21 protein-coding genes are annotated in these 22218 nt (G+C 66.4%); 11 read left to right on the top strand and 10 right to left on the bottom strand.

The window, feature by feature from the left end:
* Positions 1–56: 56 nt before the first annotated feature.
* The 9 genes from H7J93_RS22775 (at position 57) to mmsB (ending at position 10507) form a co-directional block, all read left to right on the top strand.
* Complete coding sequence (locus tag H7J93_RS22775) at positions 57–1760, top strand: NAD(P)/FAD-dependent oxidoreductase (protein WP_267308564.1); 1704 nt, start codon at positions 57–59, stop codon at positions 1758–1760.
* Positions 1761–1810: 50 nt separating this feature from the next.
* Positions 1811–3313 (top strand): ATP-binding protein, encoded by a 1503-nt coding sequence (locus tag H7J93_RS22780; RefSeq protein WP_267308565.1) that lies wholly within the window; start codon positions 1811–1813, stop codon positions 3311–3313.
* Between the two features lie 29 nt (positions 3314–3342).
* On the top strand, positions 3343–4188 hold the full coding sequence (locus H7J93_RS22785) for an LLM class F420-dependent oxidoreductase (RefSeq protein WP_267308566.1): 846 nt from the start codon (positions 3343–3345) through the stop codon (positions 4186–4188).
* 22 nt (positions 4189–4210) lie between these two features.
* Positions 4211–5053 (top strand): LLM class F420-dependent oxidoreductase, encoded by an 843-nt coding sequence (locus tag H7J93_RS22790; protein ID WP_267308567.1) that lies wholly within the window; start codon positions 4211–4213, stop codon positions 5051–5053.
* A gap of 77 nt (positions 5054–5130) precedes the next feature.
* A complete protein-coding gene (gene rfbB, locus H7J93_RS22795) occupies positions 5131–6117 on the top strand; it encodes a dTDP-glucose 4,6-dehydratase (protein ID WP_267308568.1) in 987 nt (328 codons plus the stop codon).
* Positions 6114–6713 carry a dTDP-4-dehydrorhamnose 3,5-epimerase gene (rfbC, locus tag H7J93_RS22800; RefSeq protein WP_267308569.1) on the top strand — a complete coding sequence of 200 codons (600 nt, stop codon included), beginning with the start codon at positions 6114–6116 and terminating at the stop codon, positions 6711–6713. Before rfbB ends, rfbC begins: the two co-directional genes overlap by 4 nt.
* Positions 6714–6925: 212 nt before the next feature.
* Positions 6926–8443, top strand: coding sequence for a CoA-acylating methylmalonate-semialdehyde dehydrogenase (locus H7J93_RS22805; protein WP_267308570.1), 1518 nt, complete (start codon positions 6926–6928; stop codon positions 8441–8443).
* 11 nt (positions 8444–8454) lie between these two features.
* The gene (locus H7J93_RS22810; protein ID WP_267308571.1) at positions 8455–9621 is read left to right on the top strand and encodes an acyl-CoA dehydrogenase family protein; all 1167 of its coding nucleotides are present in this window, start codon (positions 8455–8457) and stop codon (positions 9619–9621) included.
* 10 nt (positions 9622–9631) lie between these two features.
* A complete protein-coding gene (gene mmsB / locus H7J93_RS22815) occupies positions 9632–10507 on the top strand; it encodes a 3-hydroxyisobutyrate dehydrogenase (RefSeq protein ID WP_267308572.1) in 876 nt (291 codons plus the stop codon).
* Here the strand turns inward: mmsB and H7J93_RS22820 are convergent.
* From H7J93_RS22820 to H7J93_RS22830, 3 genes are all read right to left on the bottom strand, one after another.
* Positions 10504–11733 (bottom strand): serine hydrolase domain-containing protein, encoded by a 1230-nt coding sequence (locus H7J93_RS22820; RefSeq protein ID WP_267308573.1) that lies wholly within the window; start codon positions 11731–11733, stop codon positions 10504–10506. The genes mmsB and H7J93_RS22820 overlap by 4 nt on opposite strands.
* Positions 11734–11746: 13 nt before the next feature.
* Positions 11747–12985, bottom strand: a complete 1239-nt coding sequence (locus H7J93_RS22825) for a serine hydrolase domain-containing protein (RefSeq protein ID WP_267308574.1) — start codon at positions 12983–12985, stop codon at positions 11747–11749.
* Between the two features lie 97 nt (positions 12986–13082).
* Entirely contained in the window at positions 13083–13886 is an 804-nt protein-coding gene (locus tag H7J93_RS22830; RefSeq protein ID WP_267308575.1) for an HAD-IA family hydrolase, read from the bottom strand.
* Between the two features lie 107 nt (positions 13887–13993).
* Between H7J93_RS22830 and H7J93_RS22835 the strand changes: the two genes are divergently transcribed.
* Together H7J93_RS22835 and H7J93_RS22840 are read left to right on the top strand one after the other, a co-directional pair.
* Entirely contained in the window at positions 13994–14656 is a 663-nt protein-coding gene (locus H7J93_RS22835; protein WP_267308576.1) for a response regulator, read from the top strand.
* Positions 14653–15885, top strand: coding sequence for a GAF domain-containing sensor histidine kinase (locus H7J93_RS22840; protein WP_267308577.1), 1233 nt, complete (start codon positions 14653–14655; stop codon positions 15883–15885). Before H7J93_RS22835 ends, H7J93_RS22840 begins: the two co-directional genes overlap by 4 nt.
* A 48-nt stretch (positions 15886–15933) precedes the next feature.
* On the opposite strand, the gene H7J93_RS22845 is transcribed toward H7J93_RS22840, so the two are convergent.
* From H7J93_RS22845 to H7J93_RS22875, 7 genes are read right to left on the bottom strand one after another with little or no spacing between them, the layout of a single operon-like run.
* Positions 15934–16446: a MarR family winged helix-turn-helix transcriptional regulator gene (locus H7J93_RS22845; RefSeq protein ID WP_267308578.1), complete on the bottom strand. Its 513-nt coding sequence runs from the start codon at positions 16444–16446 to the stop codon at positions 15934–15936.
* Between the two features lie 45 nt (positions 16447–16491).
* Positions 16492–17526, bottom strand: coding sequence for a pyridoxal phosphate-dependent aminotransferase (locus tag H7J93_RS22850; protein WP_267308579.1), 1035 nt, complete (start codon positions 17524–17526; stop codon positions 16492–16494).
* Positions 17526–18536: a 3-oxoacyl-ACP synthase III family protein gene (locus H7J93_RS22855; protein ID WP_267308580.1), complete on the bottom strand. Its 1011-nt coding sequence runs from the start codon at positions 18534–18536 to the stop codon at positions 17526–17528. The genes H7J93_RS22850 and H7J93_RS22855 overlap by 1 nt, the downstream gene beginning before the upstream one ends.
* Before the next feature lie 7 nt (positions 18537–18543).
* Entirely contained in the window at positions 18544–19215 is a 672-nt protein-coding gene (locus H7J93_RS22860; RefSeq protein ID WP_267308581.1) for an SRPBCC family protein, read from the bottom strand.
* Positions 19196–20926, bottom strand: coding sequence for a thiamine pyrophosphate-binding protein (locus tag H7J93_RS22865; protein ID WP_267308582.1), 1731 nt, complete (start codon positions 20924–20926; stop codon positions 19196–19198). The genes H7J93_RS22860 and H7J93_RS22865 overlap by 20 nt, the downstream gene beginning before the upstream one ends.
* A 48-nt stretch (positions 20927–20974) precedes the next feature.
* Positions 20975–21700, bottom strand: coding sequence for an anti-sigma factor family protein (locus H7J93_RS22870; protein WP_267308583.1), 726 nt, complete (start codon positions 21698–21700; stop codon positions 20975–20977).
* Positions 21697–22188, bottom strand: a complete 492-nt coding sequence (locus H7J93_RS22875) for a sigma-70 family RNA polymerase sigma factor (protein WP_267308641.1) — start codon at positions 22186–22188, stop codon at positions 21697–21699. The genes H7J93_RS22870 and H7J93_RS22875 overlap by 4 nt, the downstream gene beginning before the upstream one ends.
* Positions 22189–22218 lie beyond the last annotated feature (30 nt).

The following is a 22218-nucleotide window of genomic DNA, read 5'->3' on the forward strand; positions in this document are numbered from 1 at the left end:
CGAACCGGTCGCCTGACCCTGATATCCGCTGGACGACGGGCGCATACTTAGAACCGATGACCGCCCCCGTCGCGCAGTCCCGAAAACCCGTCATTCTCACCGTCGACGACGACCCGGCAGTTTCGCGCGCCGTCGCTCGTGACCTCCGCCGCCACTATGGCGAGAGATACCGCATCGTGCGCGCCGAATCAGGCGCCGACGCCATCGACACGTTGAAGGAGCTCAAGCTGCGCGGCGACGCCGTCGCAGTCTTCGTCGCCGATTACCGGATGCCGCAGATGAGCGGCATCGAGTTCCTCGAGAAGGCGATGGACTTCTTCCCCTTGGCGCGCCGGGTGCTGCTGACGGCATACGCCGACACCCACGCCGCCATCGACGCCATCAACGTCGTCGACCTCGACCATTACCTGCTCAAGCCGTGGGATCCGCCAGAAGAAAAGCTCTATCCGGTGATCGACGGTCTGCTGGAGGGCTGGCGTGCCGTCGGCGACCGAGCCATGCCCTACACCAAGGTGATCGGTCACCGGTACAACGACCGATCCTGGGAGGTGCGCCAGTTCCTGGCCCGCAACGAGTACTCGTTCCGCTCCATCAACGCCGACGAACCCAAGGGCAGGCAGCTACTGGAAGCCGCAGGGGTGGACGACACCCGGCTGCCGGTCGTCATCACCGAGAAGGGCGAGACCCTCGTCCAGCCCTCGGATGTCGAATTGGCCACCCTCCTCGGCCTGTCCACCAGCCCGCAGCTGGAGATGTACGACCTCGCGGTCATCGGCGGTGGCCCCTCAGGCCTGGCCGCCGCGGTGTACGGAGCGTCGGAGGGCCTCAAGACGGTCTTGATCGAGAAGGCCACCACCGGCGGGCAGGCCGGCCGCAGCTCCAAGATCGAGAATTACCTGGGGTTTCCCACCGGCATCTCGGGCGCCGAGCTCACCACGTCGGCGCGCAGGCAGGCCGAACGCTTCGGAGCCGAGGTCATCACGACCCAGGAAGCCGGCAGGCTCGAGATCAACGGTGTCGGCGCGGCACATTCCGTCCGTCTCAACGACGACACCACCATCGGCGCGCGGGCGGTCATCCTGGCCACCGGTGTGGACTATCGCCAACTGCAGATCACCGGCTGCTGGGACGATCCCGCGGATCCGAGCTGCAACTACATCGGCCGCGGCGTCTACTACGGGGCCTCGGTCTCGGACAACAGCGAGTGCGCGGGTGAAGACGTCTACATCGTGGGCGGCGCGAACTCGGCCGGCCAGGCGGCGATGTTCATGTCGCAGACCGCCAAGTCGGTCACCATGCTGATCCGCGGCGCCTCGCTGGAGGCCGGGATGTCCCAGTACCTGGTCGACCGAATCCTCAGGACCCCGAACATCACGGTCCGCACCTGCACCGAGGTCGTCGACACGGTCGCCGAGGACGGCCACCTGTCCGGGCTGGTGCTACTGGACAAGCGCACCGAACAGACCGAGACCGTCACCTGCGATCGGATGTGCTGTTTCATCGGCGCGACACCACGCACCGATTGGCTGGAGGAAGCGGGAATAGCCCGCGATGATCACGGTTTCATCCTGTCGGGACCCGATCTGCGTGACAAAGTCGGGTGGACGCTCGATCGCCCGCCCCATCACTTGGAAACAAGTGTGCCGGGTGTGTTTGTTGCAGGTGATGTGCGTTCGGAATCCGCGAAGCGGGTTGCGGCCGCGGTCGGCGAAGGGTCGATGGCGGTGATGCTGGTGCACAGGTATCTGGCCGAGGCATAGGAGCCGACACCGCCGGCGGGGCATGATTGGCCCAAGAAAGGAAGGCGCCAATGAGCACGCAAGAAGAGGAATGCGTGCGCGACGAGCTGCGGACGCTCTTCCTGTTCGAGAAATTGTCCGATGAGCAGCTCGACATCCTCTGCGCCGCCGGACACATCGAGAACTTTCCCGCGGGCCCGATAGTTCGCGAGGGCGACCCTGCCACCTGCTTCTACGTGATGATCGACGGTGAACTTGTCATGTCGAAGCGCTCCGGCGGTGTCGACATCCAGACCAACCGCACATCTCAGCGTGGCGTGTACTTCGGTGCCTGGTCCGCGTACATCCCGGGTGAAGAGCAGACCTACCAGGCCTCGGTGCGGCTGACCAAGCCCGCCCGCTGCTTCGTACTGGACTCCAACGACTTCGCGGAATTCATGCGGACCCAGTTCCCCATGGCCGTCCACCTGCTCGAGGGCCACCTCGTCGGCGGACGCCGTCAGACCCAGATCATCGGCCAGCGCGAGAAGCTGCTCGCACTCGGCACGATCACCGCAGGCCTGACCCATCAGCTCAACAACCCCGCCGCGGCCACCGCCCGTGCGGTCGCCGACCTCCGCGAAAGCGTCGGCCATATGCGACACAAGCTCGCCATGGTGGCCGAGGCCCAGTTCACCCCGGAGGCGCTGCGCGTCCTGGTGAACATTCAGGACCAGGTCGCCGAACAGGTCGCCAAGTCCCGCGATCACGAGCTGACCGCACTGGAGGCCTCCGATCGCGAGGACCAGATCGGCGAATGGCTGGAGGATCACGGTATCGCCAGCGCCTGGGACTACGCGCCGACGTTCGTCGACGCGGGACTGGACACCGACTGGCTGGAACGCGTCTCGGCGTTGGTCGACGACGTCGATGCCTCCGCGTCGCTGCAGAGCGCGATCGGGTGGTTGAAATACACGATCGACAACGAAATGCGGATGAACGAGATCGCCGAGGCCAGCAAGCGCATCTCGGCACTCCTCGCCGGCGCCAAGCAGTACTCGCAGATGGACCGGGGCGCCTACGGCAGCGCCGACGTGCACGAGCTGCTGCGGAGCACGCTCATGATGTTCGGCGACAAGATCGGCATGGAGGGCAAGGGCAAGCCGGTCACCCTGATCAAGGACATGGACAAGACGTTGCCCGAATTACAGTGCTACCCAGGCGATCTCAACCAGGTGTGGACCAACATCATCGACAACGCCATTCAGGCGATGGACGGGCACGGCACCTTGACCATCCGGACCGCCCGCGAGAACGACGAGATGATCCGCGTCGAGATCTGCGACGACGGACCGGGGATCCCCGAGGAAATCATCGACCGGATCTTCACGCCCTTCTTCACCACCAAACCGTTCGGTGAGGGCACCGGCCTAGGCCTGGATCTGGCGTGGCGCATCGTCGTCGAGAAGCACGGCGGAAACCTGTCGGTGCAGTCCCAACCGGGCGATACCCGCTTCAGCGTGTGCCTGCCGTTGGTGGCACCGGCGCCCATCGCACCGACGCCCGGCGAGCTTTCGGCCGCAGGAACGGAATAGGGCCGGCCGAATCGCAGGTTAGGTAGATCATGGCGACTCCTGATCTCGGCAAGTACGGCGTCTTCGGGCACTTCTTCCACTGGCGAAAGTTCTCCCCCCAGCAGTTCAAGGACATCGAGGCGCTCGGCTACGGCGCCCTCTGGGCCGGTGGCTCACCGCCTGCCGAGCTCGACTGGGTCGACCCCATCCTCGAGGCCACCCAGAAGCTGCAGGTCGCGACGGGGATCGTCAACATCTGGACCGCGGAGGCAGGTCCGGTCGCCGAGTCCTTCCACCGGCTCGAGAAGAACTACCCGGGTCGATTCCTGCTCGGGATCGGCGTCGGCCATCCCGAGGCGCATCAGGAGTACAAGAAGCCGTACGACGCCTTGGTCGAGTACCTCGACAAGCTCGACGAGTACGGAGTGCCGAAGGACCGCCGAGTGGTCGCCGCACTCGGGCCGCAAGTGCTCAAGCTGTCGGCGCGGCGCTCGGCAGGTGCGCATCCCTACCTGACGACACCTGAGCACACCGCCGAGGCGCGCAAGCTCGTCGGACCCGGCGTGTTCATCGCACCCGAGCACAAGGTCGTGCTGACCACCGACGCGGACAAGGCGCGCACCGCCGGACGCAAGTACCTCGACGTCTACCTCGGCCTGAAGAACTACCTGAACAACTGGAAGCGGCTGGGGTTCACCGATCAGGACGTCGCCAAGCCGGGCAGCGACCGGCTCGTCGACGCCGTCGTTGCCTATGGCACTGTCGAAGACATCGCGGCACGGTTGAAGGAGCACCTCGGCGCGGGCGCCGACCACGTCCCCGTGCAGGTGCTGACCGAACCGGACAAATTGGTCGACGCGCTGGCCCAGCTGGCGGGGCCGCTCGGCCTGCAGTGAACTCGCAACGGAAGGATCTCCGATGACTGAGCTCAAACCCGATCTCGGCCGCTACGGCGTATGGACGTTCGGTGCGCCCAAACCCGAACAAGCCGTCGAGATCGAGAAACTCGGTTACGGCGCGGTGTGGATCGGCGGGTCACCCGCGGGCGACCTGAACTACGTCGAGCCCATCCTCGAGCGCACCGAGACGCTGCAGGTGGCCACGGGCATCATCAACGTCTGGACGGCACCGGCGGAGCAGGTCGCGGAGGCCTATCACCGGATCGAGGACAAGTTCCCTGGCCGATTCCTGCTCGGGATCGGGATCGGTCATCCGGAGCACACCGAGGAGTACCGCAAGCCCTACGACGTGCTGGTCGAATATCTCGACGTGCTCGACAGCGCCAAGGTGCCGACGAGCCGGCGCGTCATCGCCGCCCTCGGACCCAAGGTGCTCAAGCTGTCGGCCCAGCGCAGCGCGGGCGCCCACCCGTATCTGACGACCCCGCAGCACACCGGGGAGGCCCGAAACATCCTGGGGCCGACGGTGTTCCTGGCACCCGAACACAAAGTGGTGCTGGCACGCGACGCGGAAGCCTCCCGCAAGATCGGCCGTGAGACCGTCGATTTCTACCTCAACCTGTCGAACTATCTGAACAACTGGAAGCGGCTGGGGTTCACCGACGACGACATCGCAAAGCCGGGCAGTGACCGGCTCATCGACGCCGTCGTCGCACATGGCACCCCCGAGGACATCGCCAAACAGCTCAACGAGCACCTCGAGGCGGGGGCCGATCACGTGGCGATCCAGGTGCTCGGCGGCTGGGACAATCTGGTGCCGACGCTGGAAGAACTCGCGGGCCCGCTCGGGCTGAAGCGCTGACACTGCCGCGGCGCGACGCCTGGCAGCAAAGTCAAGGCGGATGCCGCCCCGAAGCGATCCTCGACTAGGGTTTGGCCATGCGGTTGCTGGTCACTGGCGGCGCGGGGTTCATCGGCGCCAACTTCGTGCACAAGGCTGTCGGCGAGCACGAGGTGACGGTCCTCGACGCGCTCACCTATGCGGGCAGTCGCGAGTCGCTGACGCCGGTCGAGAACGACATCCGACTGGTCGAGGGTGACATCACCGACGCCGACCTGGTCAACAAGCTGGTCGCCGATGCCGACGCCGTCGTGCACTTCGCCGCCGAGACCCACGTCGACAACTCGCTGTCGGGCCCGGAGCCGTTCCTGCACGCCAACGTCGTCGGCACGTTCACCATCCTGGAGGCGGTGCGGGCGCGCGACGTTCGGCTGCACCACATCTCCACCGACGAGGTGTACGGCGACCTCGAACTGGGCAGCCCAGAGCGGTTCACCGAGTCGACGCCGTACAACCCGTCGAGCCCGTACTCGTCGACGAAGGCCGCCGCCGACATGCTGGTGCGCGCATGGGTGCGCTCCTATGGTGTGCGCGCGACGATTTCGAACTGCTCCAACAACTACGGGCCCTACCAACACGTCGAGAAGTTCATTCCGCGTCAGATCACCAACGTGCTGACCGGGCGGCGGCCGAAGCTCTACGGCGCCGGGGCCAACGTGCGTGACTGGATCCATGTGGAGGACCACAACAGCGCGGTGACACGCATTCTCACCGACGGCAAGATCGGGCGCACGTATCTGATCGGCGCCAACGGCGAGCGGGACAACCTCACCGTGATGCGCACGATCCTGCGACTGATGGATCGCGATCCCGACGACTTCGACCATGTGACTGACCGCGCCGGCCACGATCTGCGGTACGCGATCGACGCGTCGGTCCTGCGCGACGAATTGGGTTGGAGTCCCGCACACACCGACTTCGAGGACGGGCTGCGCGACACCATCGAGTGGTACCGCACCAACGAAGCGTGGTGGGCGCCGTTGAAGGAGAGCGTCGAAGCCGGATACGCGGGGCGGGGCCAGTGACGTTCCGCGAGCTCAAGGTTCCCGGTGCATGGGAGCTCACCCCGCAGGTGCACGCCGATTCGCGCGGCGGGTTTTTCGAGTGGTTCAAAGATGCCGAGTTCACCGAGTTCGCCGGGCATCGGTTCGATCTGCATCAGGCGAACTGTTCGGTGTCGGCGGCGGGCACGCTGCGCGGTCTGCACTTCGCCGAGGTGCCGCCGAGTCAGGCGAAGTACGTCGGATGCCCGCACGGCAAGGTGCTCGATGTGGTCGTCGACATCCGGGTCGGGTCGCCGACGTTCGGGCAGTGGGACTCGGTGGTTCTCGATGACCGCGACCGGCGGTCCATCTACATCTCCGAGGGCCTCGGCCACGCTTTCTTTGCGCTGGAAGACAATTCGACGGTGATGTATCTGTGCTCGGCGCCCTATAACCCGCAGCGGGAGCACACGATCAACGCGCTCGATCCCGCGCTCGGCATCGTCTGGCCGGAGTTCGACGGCGGGCCCCTCCTGTCGGATCGAGACCGCGCGGCACCGACGTTGGCTGAAGTCGAGGCGGCCGGGTTGCTGCCGACGTGGGACGAGACCCAGGCATTCATCGCCGGTCGGCGCTAGCTCCCCTCCCTTTTCACCGAGACTGCGCACAGATCGCGATCCGGGCGGAAATCGCGATCTGTGAGCAGTCTCGGCGCAGAGTGTTCGACGAGTTTCTGCTCGGCGTATTCGGCCCCGGCCCCACAGGCGGATGATGGGCTGCAGAGGCGTCTTGCGCGCGCCATCCGGCCATTACTAGGATATCCAAGTATCTAGCAGCGAGGGACACGATCATGACCACACAGATTTCGCATTTCATCAACGGCAAGCGCACCACCGGCGATTCCACGCGCACCGGCGACGTGATGAACCCCAGCACGGGTGAGGTGCAGGCCAAGGTGCCGATGGCGTCGCGAGCCGACGTCGACGCGGCCGTCGCGGGCGCCGCCGCGGCGCAGAAGGAGTGGGCCGCGTGGAACCCCCAGCGCCGCGCCCGCGTGATGATGAAGTTCATCGAGCTGGTCAACGCCAATGTCGAAGAATTGGCCGAGCTGCTCAGTTTGGAACACGGCAAGACCGTCGCCGACTCCAAGGGCGACATCCAGCGCGGCATCGAGGTCATCGAGTTCGCGATCGGCATCCCGCATCTGATCAAGGGTGAGTACACCGAGGGCGCGGGCACCGGCATCGACGTCTACTCGATGCGCCAGCCGCTCGGCGTGGTCGCAGGCATCACCCCGTTCAACTTCCCCGCGATGATCCCGCTGTGGAAGGCCGGTCCCGCACTGGCGTGCGGCAACGCGTTCATCCTCAAGCCGTCCGAGCGCGACCCGTCGGTGCCGGTCCGGTTGGCCGAGCTGTTCCTCGAGGCCGGCCTGCCGGCTGGCGTGTTCCAGGTCGTGCACGGCGACAAGGAAGCCGTCGACGCGATCCTCGAGCATCCCGACATCAAGGCCGTCGGCTTCGTCGGCAGCTCCGACATCGCGCAGTACATCTACGGCAACGCCGCCGCCAACGGTAAGCGGGCACAGTGCTTCGGCGGTGCGAAGAACCACATGATCGTGATGCCGGACGCCGATCTGGACAACGCGGTCGATGCACTGATCGGCGCGGGCTACGGCAGCGCTGGTGAGCGCTGCATGGCGATCAGCGTCGCCGTTCCGGTCGGCGAGCAGACCGCAGACCGGTTGCGCGCCAGGCTCGTTGAGCGCGTCAAAGGTCTGCGCGTCGGTCACAGCCTCGACCCGAAGGCCGACTACGGACCGCTCGTGACCGAGGCCGCGCTCGCACGCGTCAAGGACTACATCAACCAGGGCGTCGAGGCCGGCGCCGAGATCGTCGTGGACGGCCGCGAACGCACCAGCGACGACCTGCAGTTCGGCGACGCGAACCTCGAGGGCGGCTACTTCATCGGCCCGACACTGTTCGACCATGTCACACCCGACATGTCGATCTACACCGACGAGATCTTCGGCCCGGTGCTGTGCATTGTGCGGGCCAAGGACTACGAAGAGGCACTCGCGCTGCCATCCGAGCACGAATACGGCAACGGCGTCGCGATCTTCACCCGCGACGGCGACACCGCCCGCGACTTCGTGTCCCGCGTGCAGGTCGGCATGGTCGGCGTGAACGTGCCGATCCCGGTGCCGGTGTCCTACCACACGTTCGGCGGGTGGAAGCGGTCCGGCTTCGGTGACCTCAACCAGCACGGCCCACACTCGATCCTGTTCTACACCAAGACGAAGACGGTGACGCAGCGTTGGCCCGCGGGTAGCCACGGCGCCGAGTTCGTCATCCCCACCATGAAGTAGAGCTGGAATCGATGGACTTCTTCGGGCTCGACGACGACGAACGCGTGATCGCCGAGACGGCGGCGGCGTTCGCCGAGAAGCGGCTCGCGCCATACGCATTGGAGTGGGACGAAACCCACCACTTCCCCATCGACGTATTGCGCGAGGCCGCTGAGCTCGGGATGGCCGCGATCTACTGCCGGGAGGACGTCGGCGGCAGCGAGCTGCGCCGGCTGGACGCCGTGCGGATCTTCGAGCAGCTGGCGATGGCCGATCCGACGATCGCGTCGTTCCTGTCGATTCACAACATGTGCGCGTGGATGGTCGACACGTATGGCACCCAGGAGCAGCGCAAGTCGTGGTTGCCACGGCTGGCGTCGATGGAGGCCATCGCGAGTTACTGCCTGACCGAGCCGGGCGCCGGATCGGATGCCGCGGCGTTGCGCACCAAGGCGGTCCGCAGCGGAAGCGACTATGTGCTCGACGGCGTCAAGCAGTTCATCTCGGGTGCGGGATCGTCGGACGTGTACGTGGTGATGGCGCGTACGGGGGAAGACGGTCCGCGTGGGATCTCGGCGTTCGTCGTCGAAAAGGACATGCCGGGTCTGAGTTTCGGCGCACAGGAAGTGAAGATGGGCTGGAATGCCCAACCCACCGCGCAGGTGATCTTCGAGGGTGTCCGGGTTCCGGCCGACGCGATGCTGGGCGGTGCCGAGGGTGAGGGTGGCGGCTTCGGTATCGCGATGAACGGTCTCAACGGCGGTCGCATCAACATCGCCGCATGCTCGCTGGGCGGTGCGCAGGCCGCGCACGACAAGGCGCGCAGCTACGTGGCGGACCGGCAGGCGTTCGGCGGTTCGCTGATCGACGAGCCGACGATCAGGTTCACGCTCGCGGACATGGCGACGGCGCTGCAGGCGTCACGAATGCTGTTGTGGCGCGCGGCATCCGCGCTGGACGAGAACCATCCGGAGAAGGTCGAGCTGTGCGCGATGGCCAAGCGTTACGTCACCGACGCCTGCTTCGACGTGGCGGATCAGGCGCTGCAGCTGCACGGCGGATACGGCTATCTGCGCGAGTACGGCCTGGAGAAGATCGTCCGGGATCTGCGGGTGCACCGAATCCTCGAGGGCACCAACGAAATCATGCGTGTGGTCATCGGTCGGGCTGAGGCGGCCCGGGCCCGCGCGTCGGCGTAAGGGAGAGCACATGAGCACGGTCGCGTTCTTGGGGTTGGGCCACATGGGTGGGCCGATGGCGGCGAATCTCGTCGCGGCGGGCCACACCGTGCGGGGCTTCGACCCCGTCGCCGCGCTCAAGGAGGAGGCCGTGGAGAAGGGTGCACAGGTCTTCGACAGTGGCGCCGAAGCGGTTTCGGGCGCCGAGGTCGTCATCACCTCTCTGCCCAACGGCGGCGTCGTGAAGGCCGTGTATGCCGAGGCACTGCCCGCGGCCGCGAAGGGGACGCTGTTCATCGACACCTCCACGATCTCGGTCGACGACGCACGCGCGATTCACGCGCAGGCGCTCGAGCAGGGCCACGCCCAGCTTGACGCACCGGTCTCCGGTGGGGTGAAGGGTGCGGTCGCGGGCACGCTGGCGTTCATGGTCGGCGGCGAAGCCGACGCGGTGGAGCGCGCGCGACCCATCCTGGAACCGCTGGCGGGCAAGATCATTCACTGCGGCGATTCCGGCACCGGGCAGGCCGCCAAACTGTGCAACAACATGGTTCTGGCGGTGCAGCAGATCGTCGCGGGCGAGGCGTTCGTGCTGGCTGAGAAGCTCGGCCTGTCCGCACAGTCGCTGTTCGACGTGATCACGGGCGCCACGGGTAACTGCTGGGCGATTCACACCAACTGCCCTGTGCCCGGCCCGGTTCCGACGTCGCCGGCCAACAACGATTTCAAGCCGGGCTTCGCGACGGCGTTGATGAACAAGGACATCAGCCTCGCGATGGACGCGGTGAAGTCGACCGGTGCGTCCGCACCGCTTGGCTCTCATGCCGCGGAGATCTACGCGAAGTTCAACGAAGACAACGCCGACAAGGACTTCAGCGCGGTCATCGAACTGATCCGCAAGGGCTAGTGCTGGGGTCGGCACCCCAGCGCGTCGCGGAACAACGCCTGGCGCAACGCGAGCTCTCTGGGGTCGCTGAAGGCGTGGTAGCCAAGCTTGTTCATCACGTAGCCGTATCCGATACCGGTGTCCGGGTCGGCGAACCCGAACGAGCCACCCAGGCCGGGCCATCCGTAAGCCCGGTCCGTGGAACCGAATACGAACTTCGACGTGGGCTTGCCGAAGCCCAGTGAGAACGACGAGTCCAGGTACATGATCCTGTCGCGCGAGCCACGGGTGGAGGCGACGGCGGGGCCTTCCAACGCGTCGCGGACGGATTGGCTCAGGCCCAGCTTCGTATCGCCGGTGGCCGCGCTCGAGTAAAGGTTGGCGATCGACCTGGCAGTGCCGGTCCCGTTGACCGACGGTATCTCCGGAATGCGCAACTCATCGCGGTTGAAGTCGCCCGCCTCCTTGATTCCCATCGCCACCAGGAACGCTCGTGCGGTCAGACTCCTCGGGTTGAACAGCCCCGCCACGAACAACGGCGGCATCGTGTGAAGGTGCAGCAGCATTTCGCGTCGGGTGACTGGCTCCAGAAGGGCCACCCGACTCCGGTCGACCGACTCCGGCAGGCCGATGTAGAAATGCAGGTCGAGCGGTCCGGCGATCTCCTCGGCGAAGAACCGGCCTATTGTGCGGCCCTGTGGATCCACCTTCCGGATGAGCACGGACTGATACCACCCGAGCGTCACCGCGTGATAGCCGAATCTGGTCCCCGGCTCCCACGCGGGGACCTGCGCCTCGATCCTTGCCGCCAGCGTGTCCGGGTCGGCGATGTCGGCAAGCGTCAGTGGCGGCGTGATCGCAACGAGTCCGGCCTGGTGGCTCAGCAGCTGACGGACGGTGATCGCGCCCTTCCCGCCCTGCGCGAACTCCGGCCAGTAGTCGGCGACCTTGGCGTCGTAGTCGAGTAGGCCACGGGAGGCGGCGACCGCTACGGCAAGTGACGCAATGCCTTTCGTGGTCGAGAACACATTGACGATGGTGTCTTTCTCCCACGGCGTGTGGGTGTGCCCGTTGCGGTATCCACCCCAGAGGTCGACGACCTTGCGGCCGTCCCGATACACCGCGATCGCCGCACCGATCTCCTGACCGCTGCTGAAATTGCGACGGAAGGCATCGGCGACCTGTCCATAACCTGTGTCGACCTCACCGCCGATGAGATCGGTTGAGGCATGGGGCCGTTGGACCATGGCGTGCCCTTTCTCAGGATTGGGGCCGAGTCCCCAGGATGTCGCGGAACAGCGCCTGGCGCAGGCGTAATCCTCGGGGATCGCTGATCAAATGGAACCCGAGCTTGTTCATCACATAGGCGAACCCGACGCCGGTGTCCGGATCGGCGAACCCGACCGAACCGCCCGCACCTGGCGCTCCGAACGCCCGCTCCGACGAGCCGATCACGTACTTCGGATTGTTGGGGATGGGCCTGCCGAAGCCGAGTGAGAACGACGTGTTCACATGCAAAACCTTGTCGCGCAACCCTTTCGTCGGATGCACCGGCGGAGCCGTCAACGCATTGAAGACCTGCGCCGTCAGCCCGATCTCGGATCCGCCGATGGCCGCATCGCCGTAGAGCCTGGCCACGGATTCGGCGGTGCCGGTTCCGTTGGCGGCGGGGATCTCGACGACGCGGACGTCCTCGCGATTGAAGGTCGAAAGGCCGGTGGCCCCTTCGAACGCGACACCCGCTTGCGCGGTCAACGTCGTCGGGACGAACAGGGCGGCCGCAAGACGGGGCGGCAGCACGTGCAGATTTAGCAGGGTGGCAAGCTGGGAGGGCACGTGCAGATGCGCCACCCGGTCGCGGTCGATGCTGGCCGGCAATCCGATGTGGAAGTCCAGTCCGAGCGGGCCTGCGATCTCGTCGGCGAAATATCGGCCGAGGGTGCGCCGCTGTGGGTCGACATGCCGGATGAGCTCGGAGGCGTACCAGCCGAGCGTCACACCGTGGTAGCCGTGCCGGGTGCCCGGCGACCACGCGGGGACCTGCGCCGCCAATCGCCGCGACAGTTTCTCGGGCGCGGCGATGTCGGCAAGGGTCAGCAGCGGCTTGATCACCGGCAGCCCGGCCTGGTGGCCAAGCAGCTGCCGAACCGTCACGGCCTCCTTGCCGCCCTGCGCGAATTCGGGCCAGTACTCGGCCACTCTGGCGTCGTAGTCCAACAGCCCACGGGAGACAGCCAGCGCGACGGTCAGTGCCGCAACACCTTTCGTGGTCGAGAACGTGTTGACCAGGGTGTCCTTCGTCCACGGGGCCCGAGTGCTCCCGTTGCGGAATCCGCCCCAGAGATCGACGACCTTGCGCCCGTCGCGGTAGACCGCGACCGCAGCCCCCACCTCCGCACCGCTGGACAGGTTGAGCCGGAATGCGTCGGCGACCTTCCCGTAGCCCTCATCGACGTCACCGCACACGGCCTCGCGTGAGAAGCTGATTCTCGAAGCCATGACCTAGTTCACCGCCTACGCGGCGGACTCAGCCAACGACACACCGCCGTGCGCACGAATTTTATCTGCGCAGACGCTGCTGAAGAAGAAATTCCGGCTAAGCGGCGGACGGCTTGCGCCTCGCCCACCAACGACCATGCATCAGTTGGCAATCGGCGACCCGCAGCGGCGTGTTGCCACCGAAGTCGGGACGCACGGCCACGGCCGCCGGGATGTCCGGGGCGCCCTCACCGGTGATGACGACGGTCGCGAGCCCGGCCCCGGTGGCCGCGCGCAGACCGGAGGCCGATCCGCTGATCGCGAGCGCGTTCTCCGCGGTGATCCCCAGCTCGCCGAGAGCGTAGCGATGAGCCTCCGGATTGGGCATCATCTGCTTGACGTCCTCGGCGGTCACCACCGTCTCGACGATTCCCTCGCCGACGAGCTGTCGCACCAGCGGCTCCGCCCAGCTCCGATGGCCACTCGTCACGACGGCCACCTGCAGACCGGCCGCAAACGTGTCCACCACGAAGTCGGCGAGGCCGGGACGCGGGGCGAGATCGCGCTCCAGGATCAGCTCGTCGAACAACATGGTCTTGGTCGTGTAGATGTCGTCGGCCAGCAGCTTGGTCAGTACATCGGACTCGGTCGCCACGCCGCGCTTGCGCAGTTCGGCGGCGACGCGCTGGCGCTCGTCGGTGAGCGCGAGCAGCTGCCGGTAGCGCGTCACGGACCAGCTCAGGTCGAGTCCATGGGCCGCAAACGCGGCGTTGTACGCCTCCCGGTGACCGTCGCATTCGATGTCCGTCAAAGCATCGAGGTCGAAGATCACCGCCCGAAGCGGACATCGGGCTCCGGCGGGCGAGGCGGAATCCCACCAGAAGCGGCCGGCGCGCCAAGTCGTCTCATGCGTTGTCGGCATGCAGCTAGGGTGGCCCACATCACAGTCTGCTACCTCCCCCATTTGGGGGATCGGCGATGCCAACTTCTCCTACCCGCGTAAAACACCAGGTCATTAAGGTGGTGAACATGACGTCCGGCACTCCGGTGCGGCTTGTACTGGTCGACGATCACGAGATGGTCATCGAAGGTCTCAAAGCCATGCTCGCCGCCTTCCGCGACCGCGTAGAGGTGGTCGGGCAGGCGATCGGGGCCGAACGGGCGGTCAGCGTCGTCGACGAACTCGACCCCGACATCGTGCTGTCAGACGTGCGCATGCACGGCTCGAGCGGCCTGGACCTGTGCATGGAACTTCGCGAACGCAATCCCGAGCGCAAGGTCGTGATGCTGTCGGTCTACGACGACGAGCAGTACCTCTTCCAGGCCCTGCGTGTCGGCGCGTCCGGATACCTGCTGAAGAGCATCAGCAGCGACGAACTCGTCCGGCAGCTCGAGTTCGTCCATCGCGGGGAAACCGCGATCGACCCGAGCATGGCGGCCAGAGCGGTCGATACCGCGGCGCGGATGCAGCGCGACGAGTTCTGGCCGGGAGCGCGGCAGGGGTTGACGCAGCGCGAGAGCGAGATCCTGTCGTATGTGGTGAACGGGCTGTCCAACCGGGCCATCGCAGGCAAGCTGGTGATCGGCGAAGAAACCGTCAAGACGCACCTGAGTTCCATCTACCGCAAGCTCGGAGTCACCGATCGCACGGGCGCGGTGGCCACGGCGCTGCGGGAGGGCATCTACCAATGACATGGCCGCCCCGGCCGCCCAACGCGGTCCACGACCTCGTCGACGCCGACCGCGAACTCGCCCTGCTGCGCGAGTTGATCCAGGCGGCGTCCTCGGGACCCGGCGTCGAACCGCTGGCCGCCGCGGCGGCACGAATGATCACCGCCGCCACCGCCAGCGACGTCTGCTTCGTCCACGTCCTCGACGACAGCGACCGGTCCCTGACGCTCGCGGGCGCCACCCCGCCGTTCGACGCCGAGATCGGCAAGATCCGATTGCCGTTGGGCCAGGGCATTTCCGGATGGGTCGCCAGCCACCGCGAGCCCGTCATCATCACCGAGGACAAGGAGAGCGACCCCCGCTATATGCCGTTCCAGTCGCTGCGCGGCCGCGACTTCACGTCGATGGTGTCGGTGCCCATGGAGACCGACCCCGGCGGGCTGGTCGGGGTGCTCAACGTGCACACCGTCGAGCGCCGCGAGTTCACCGCGCGTGACGTCGAGCTTCTGTTGGTGATCGGCAGGCTGATCGCAGGCGCGCTGCATCAGGCCCGGCTGCACCGCCAGCTGGTGGCCCGCGAGCGGGCACACGAGAACTTCGTCGAGCAGGTGATCGAGGCGCAGGAGATCGAGCGGCGACGGCTGGCGGGCGATATTCACGACGGAATCTCGCAGCGCCTGATCACCCTGTCGTACCGGCTCGACGCGGCCAGCCGCTCGGTGTCCGACGATCCGACCGCGGCCGCCGAACAGCTGGGTAAGGCACGCGAACTGGTCGATCTGACGTTGCAGGAGGCCCGAGCCGCGATCAGCGGGCTACGGCCGCCGGTGCTCGACGACCTCGGCCTTGCGGGTGGGCTGGCCAGCCTGGCGCGTTCCATCCCGCAGATCGGCATCGAGGTCGATCTGGTGGAGGCGCGCCTGCCCGACCACGTCGAGCTCGCGATGTACCGGATCGCGCAGGAATGCCTGCAGAACGTCGTCAAGCACGCGAAGGCCACGTCCGCGCGGCTCACGTTCGCCGTCGATGCGACGGACACCGGGAGCGTCGCACGCCTCGAAATCATCGACGACGGTGTCGGTTTCGACACTTTCGAGCATCCCCTGGGCAGCGACGAGATGGGCGGCTACGGCCTGCTGTCGATGGCTGAACGCGCCGAGATCGTCGGTGGCCGGCTCAACATCCGGTCGAGGCCCGGCTCAGGCACCGCCGTGACCGCGACGATCCCGCTGCCGTCCCAACTCCAGTGATTTGTGTGCGTTGAGGAGCGGCCACCGCTCGCGAACGCACACAATTCGCTAGAAATCGCCGGCGTTGCGGCGCAGCGTCTCGATGGACTGGGCGAGCGCTTTGGACTCGCGCTCGGACATCCCGATATCGGCGAACACCTCGTTGTTGAGGGTGACGGTGGCATCCTCGACCGTCGACCGACCGAGTTCGGTGATCCGCACCAGGGTGGTGCGCCCGTCCGTCGGATGCGGGATGCGCTCCACCAGGCCGTCGGCTTCGAGCCGCCGGATGGCGTGCGTGACGCTGGTGACGTGGACCTGAAGGCGGTCGGACGCCTTGGTGATCGGCAGCGCCCCGTCCCGGGTGAACGCCAACAACCGCAGCAATTCGAACCGGGAAAAGCTGAGGTCATACGGCCGCAGCGCGTTCTCGACGCGGGCCAGCAGAATCTGGTGCGCCCGCATCACCGAGGTGACCGCGACCATGCCGTCGGCTACGTCACCCCACCCGAAGCGCTCCCAATTTTCGCGCGCCAACGCGATGGGATCGCGCTTGCGCGGCCACGATGGTTGCGAGGGCACGCCTCTTCATACCGCACATGACGGCCGTCGGGATCGAGTACCGGGTCAGAGCGCGGCGGCCACCGCGTTCAGCACCGCACGCGTCGACTGTCGGTTGCCGACCGTGATCCGCACTCCCCCGTCGGCGTAGCCGCGGACCTGCAATTCGGTGCCTTCGAACGCCTCCCGCCACTGCCGGCCCCACGACGGCAGGTAGACGAAATTGGCGTGCGCGTCGGTGCTGTACACCCCCATCGCCCGCAATCGCATGCGCAGGTAGCGCCGTTCGGCGGTGACCATCCGGATCCGTTGCTGCAGCTCACTTTCCGCGTCATAGGATGCGGCGACCGCCACCAAGCCGGTGATGGCGATACCGAACGGCAGCTGCATGGTCCACATCTTGCGGGCCAGCTCGGGGGCACAGAAGCCGTAGCCGACGCGCAGCCCGGCCAACCCGTAGGCCTTCGAGAAGGTCCGCACCGCCACGACATTCGGATACCGCTCGATCAACGCAGGGGTGTCGATGCGGTGATGGGGCGAGAGGAACTCCACGTACGCCTCGTCGAGCAGCACCACGGTGTCCGACGGGACACGATCGAGGAAGCGCTCGATGTCGGCCGAGGACTCGACGGTGCCCGTGGGGTTGTGCGGCCGGCACACCACCACGACCCTGGCGTTCGCGGCGGCGTCGGCCATGGCGTCAAGGTCGTGGTGTCCGTGCCGATCGAGCGGGACGGTGACCGACTCCAACCGGGCCATCTGGGCGAAGATCGGATAGCCGTCGAACGTCGGTGAGGTCATCACGATCCTGTCGCCAGGGTTCGTGAGGGCGCTCAGCATCTGCATGATGACGCCCGTGGCGCCGACGCCGATGACGACCTGTTCGTCGCGCACCCCGATATGGTCGGCGATCAGTGCGCGAAGCCGCTCGGGCAGGAACTCGGGATACCGGTTGCCTGCATCGATCGCGGAGATGAGCGCGGACCTCACAGTCGGCAACGGCGCGAACGGATTCTCGTTGAGCGACAGGGCCATTGAGTTCACCGCGCTGGGTAGCGCGCCGACCGCGGCATCCGTGACGGCGCGGTTCGGGCTGGCCATCAGCCCCGACCTCCCCACCGCACGGCGGCAGCCCCGGCGAAGTCGCCGGCGTGGGCGAAGGCCGACATCATCACGACGTCGCCCTTCTTCAGCTGGCCGTCGGTGATGGCGCGGTCGAGGTTGACGGGTATCCCCGCGGCGAACATGTTCCCGCACTCGTCGAACGTGTCGCGGTGACGTTCCTTCGGCAGCTCCAGCGCCTCGCGCCAGTTCCGCAGGAACGCCCGGTTCGGCTGGTTGGTGACAAGCAGGTCGAGATCCCTTGGCTTGACCCCGATCCGGTCGCAGACGGCGTACGACACCTCGGGCACCTGACGGTTGCCGCGGGCCAGCACCTTCGTGATCTTGCTTTCGGTGAACCCGATGGACGCCTCGCCTTCGCCGGGCTGCCACCACTTGCGCGGCGGATCGACCGCAATCGTCATATCGCCGGCGTACTGACCGTAGGTGCGGCATTCGATGTCGAGGATCGGTGACTCGTCGGACAGCGACACCAGACCCACCGCGGCACCGTCACCAGGGACCGCCGCCTGCGCCTTGCGCCGGACCGTCGGTTGATTGAACGCCTGCCCGGCCGCGTTCGAAGCGATCGCGATCAGCGCGGTGCGCCCTTCGCCCGACTCGATCAGGGTGCGTGCCACCTTCAGGCCGAGCACAAACGCCGCACATCCTCCGTTGTGCAGATCGAGCACCCAATTCGGTTTCATGCCAAGGCGATGCGCCGTTCCGCCGCCGCCACCGTAAAACGGGACATCCGGCATCTGGGTGTGCGTGATGAGGATGTCGGCACCCGCGATCACATCGTGGCCATGGCGTTCGATCAGTCCGGCCGCGGCGCGCTCGACCATGTCGATGGCGGTCTCGTCCTCGGCGACGTGGTGGCGGAACTTCGGCGCACGGAACATCAGGTTGTCCCGTAGGTCGTCGGATTCGGCGAACTGCGCGTAGTAGTCCGCGCTGATCGGCTCTCCGGGTAGGTATGTCGAAACATCGATCAGGCTGACGGTCATAGCGTCCTCACTTCATCCAGTCCGGGGTGATGGAAAGCCCGTTGCGGTGGCGGTATTCGGCGATTGCCTTGAGGTTCTTCAGCTCCAGCAGGTGGCCGGGGCCGAACATGTCCCAGAAGTCTCCGACCCAGACCGGTCGCTGCGGCGGCGCAGTCTCGGGGTAGGGGTTGTTGTCGTAGAAGGGGTGGTGGCAGTTGGTCCACAGCACCACCGAACCGGGCTTGTCGAACACCAGCTGGGCGTCGACGATGCGCATCAGGTAGATCATCCACAGGTGCTTGCCCTGATCCCACGCGCAGTGGTAGTCGACCGTGCGGGCCTCTTTGTTCGCCACGGTACGGGTGAATATCGGGCTGCCGGTCTCGCCGCCGAGTTTGTCGTACGCGACCCACAGGCCGGGCTCCTCGGTGGGCTCGAAACCGCGGAGGCTGTAGGTCCACTCCTCGAGACAGCGAGTGTCGGCCATGTAGTCGAACAGCTCGTCGGGCGGGCAGTCGACGTAATCGTTGACGGTGCAATAGGTTCCGAACACCTCATCATGCGGATACACCGAGCGCATCATCTCCATGATGATCGGCGTCGCCTTCTCTCTCGGCGACGTCTCGACGCGGATCACCCCGTCGATCGGATCGGCGGTTCCCCGGTGGACGGTGATGTCCTCAAGTGCGGGCAGCGACATTGACGTGCTCCTTCGTTGTGGTGCGCGGTTGACTGACTGCATCGGCAGAGTTGCCGAGAAACGCTGCGAACGGGGGGATCTCGTCGGCGGAGCACTCGATGCTGATGACCGAGGGGCCGTCCACGTCGAGTGCTGTCGCGAGAGCGTCGGGCAGCTCGTCGAGGTCGGTGACGTTGATCGACCTCAGGCCCGGGAACATCGCGGCCAGCCCGGCGCCGAGCCGGCTGGGCCCGAACCGGTTGTAGCTGTAGTGGTCGCCGTAGAACACCTGCTCACGCGTCACGCACATCGCATGTGCGTGGTTGTCGAACAGCAGGAAGGTGACCGGGAGCCGGTACTGCACCGCCGTATGAATCTCCATACCGTGCATGAAGAACGAGCCGTCTCCGGCGATGACGACAGTCCGGCCGCCGGTGTCCGCGGCACGGCCGAACGCCATACCGATACCGGCGCCGAAGCTGTATCCCATCCCGCCCATGCCCAGTGCGACGACGAAGCGGCCGCCTCGGCGCACGGGAAGATGATGTATTGCCGAGGCGCCGATGTTGCCGGCGTCGACGACGACGTCGACGGCATCGGGCAGCATCCGGTCGAGCACCGTCAGCGCATCGCGGTAACGAACGCCCGGCCCGTCGTGGGCGGGCGGGCGCAGCTCGGAACGCCGCATCGAATCGGGCACGCGTATGCGGGCCGGGCGGCCATGCCCCGACAGCGCCGCGGTCAGCGACGCCAGCGATCCGCGCAGATCGTCGGTGTGCACATGCGTGCACGGCAGATACGGTGTCTCGCCGCCGATGGAATAGACCTGTGTCGAGCGGAGCGCGTCGTCCAGTCCTGCGCGCGCCGTCACCGACAGCCTGGTGCCGACGACGAGGCACAGCGCGCTCTCGGCGATGGCCTCCGCGACTCCCGGGTGGCCCATCACGCCGGTCACTCCGAGCGCGGACGACGACCCCATCCCCGGTGTGCCCGCGGCGTCTTTCGCGTCGGGAACGCATGCCACGCGTGCCCGTAACAGCGACCGCAGCCGCTCGAGCTCCGCGCGGGCGTCGTCACGGACCACTTGTTCACCGGCGATGATCGTCACGGGTCCGTCGATGCGGCGCAGCGCACGCGCGATCGGATGCGGATTGCCGGTGTACCGGTTCTGATGGTTGATCGCCAAGGCAGAGCCGTTCACCGAGGTGAGGGTCGCCTGCTGAATATCCTTGGGCAGCAACAGGACCGCCGGTCCACCGGTGCGCGCCGCCGCGATCGCCTCCGGTAGCACCGTAAGGATGTCCTCGGGCGTCGTCACCCGCTTGCAGTACACCGACACCGCCGAGAACAGCGCGTGGGCGTCCAGCGCTCCGTTCAGTCCACTGGTGTCCTGAAACGCGCCCCGCCCGTCCAGGGACGTCGGCGCCTGTCCGATGAGCGCCAGCACCGGAACCCGGCTCGCGAAGGCCTCACCGAGGCCGGGCACCGTGTTGAGGCATCCGCCGCCGGACGTCGCGGCCACCACGCCGAGTCCAGATCCGCTGCGGCTGTAGCCGTCGGCCATTGTCGCGGCAGAGAACTCGTGCTTCGCCAGGACTGCGGTGATGTCCGCGCGGTAGTACGCCGCGTCGTAAAGGTCTTCGATGTTGGCGCCGTCGACGCCGAATATGTAATCGACGCCGATCCCCGCGAGAGTGCCGACGATGTGGTCGACTACCCGATGCCTGCCCATATACAGGACACGATTGGCTAGCCGATTCGGTTCATTCGGTGTCTGGAATCACAGCTTCTTTTCCAACAGTACCTGTCCGGAATCGGGCGAAACCAGTTGCACTGCAGCGATTTCATCCACCGGAAGAGGCGTGTTGGCGCTCGGCAACGCCGTCGCACCCGACAACCCGAGCCACGTCGCAATCTGACTCTGGCTTCCATCGCGTCCCACGACGACCATGCCGAGGTTCTGCGGCGGAGCGTCGCGTCGGCCCCAATCCCCGTAGGTGCATGCCATGTCGATGCGGGTGCCCCAGCCGTAACCGGTCATGCTGATGGTCGCGTTGATCGGCGTGTCCGACACCTTCGTCATTTCCATTGCCCCGGCGACAGGTTCCGAACCCTGCTGCAGTCCGAAACTCTGTGGACGGATGGCGAACACCAAGGCGATGGCCACCACGGCGGCCGCGGCGGCGAGCGCGGCGGTGGTCATCCAGCGCGAGCGTCTGCGTCGTGACTGGACTCGGGTCAGCAACGAATCCAACATGTGAGGCGGCGGCTGCGATTGCTCACCGTCGATCGCCGCGACATCCGCGGTGTCGAGCGTGGCAAGCAGCGGCGGGATCTCACTCAGCTCCGCGACGGCGGCGCGGCAGCGCGGACATGTTGGCAGGTGTGCCTCGTATTCGCGGCGGTCCTCCGCGGTCAAGGAGCCGAGCACGTAGGCGGCGTCCCAGGTGGCAAAGCGGTCGTCGTCCAAATCCTCACCGCCTATGTGCAGCCCCAAGCGTGTCATCGTGTCACCCCCATTTCCTGCAACGTGAGCCGCAAGGCCCGCATGCCGTAGTGCAGCCGCGACTTCACGGTGCCTTCGGCGATCTGCAGGTCGGCAGCGATCTGGGCGGTCGTGGCGCCCTGGTAGTACGCGCGGCTGATGACCGCGCGGTGGTCCTCGGACAGCTGGGCCATGGCCTCAGTGAGCAACATGCGGTCCAGCGCCGTCTCCACCTCGTCGGGCCCTGCGTGGTCCGCCGCCTGTTCCATGTCGGGAGTGCCGGTTTCGCTGCGGAACCTCGCGCTTCGTCGTTCGTCGATGACAAGGTTACGCGCCACGGTGAACAGCCACCCCCGCGCGGATCTCTCGGTGTCGTCGGTCACCTCGGGGTGACGCCACGCACGCAGAAGCGTCTCCTGCACGACATCCTCCGCCCGAGCTGTATCCCCGGTGAGCTTCATGGCATAGCGCCAAAGCGCTGCGGCGTGCTCTTGGTAGAGCACCCGCATGACCTGCCCTTCCGCGGTCGCCGGGTCGTC

The organism is Mycobacterium barrassiae (genome assembly GCF_025822765.1).
In the GTDB taxonomy this organism is placed as follows: Bacteria; Actinomycetota; Actinomycetes; order Mycobacteriales; family Mycobacteriaceae; genus Mycobacterium; species Mycobacterium barrassiae.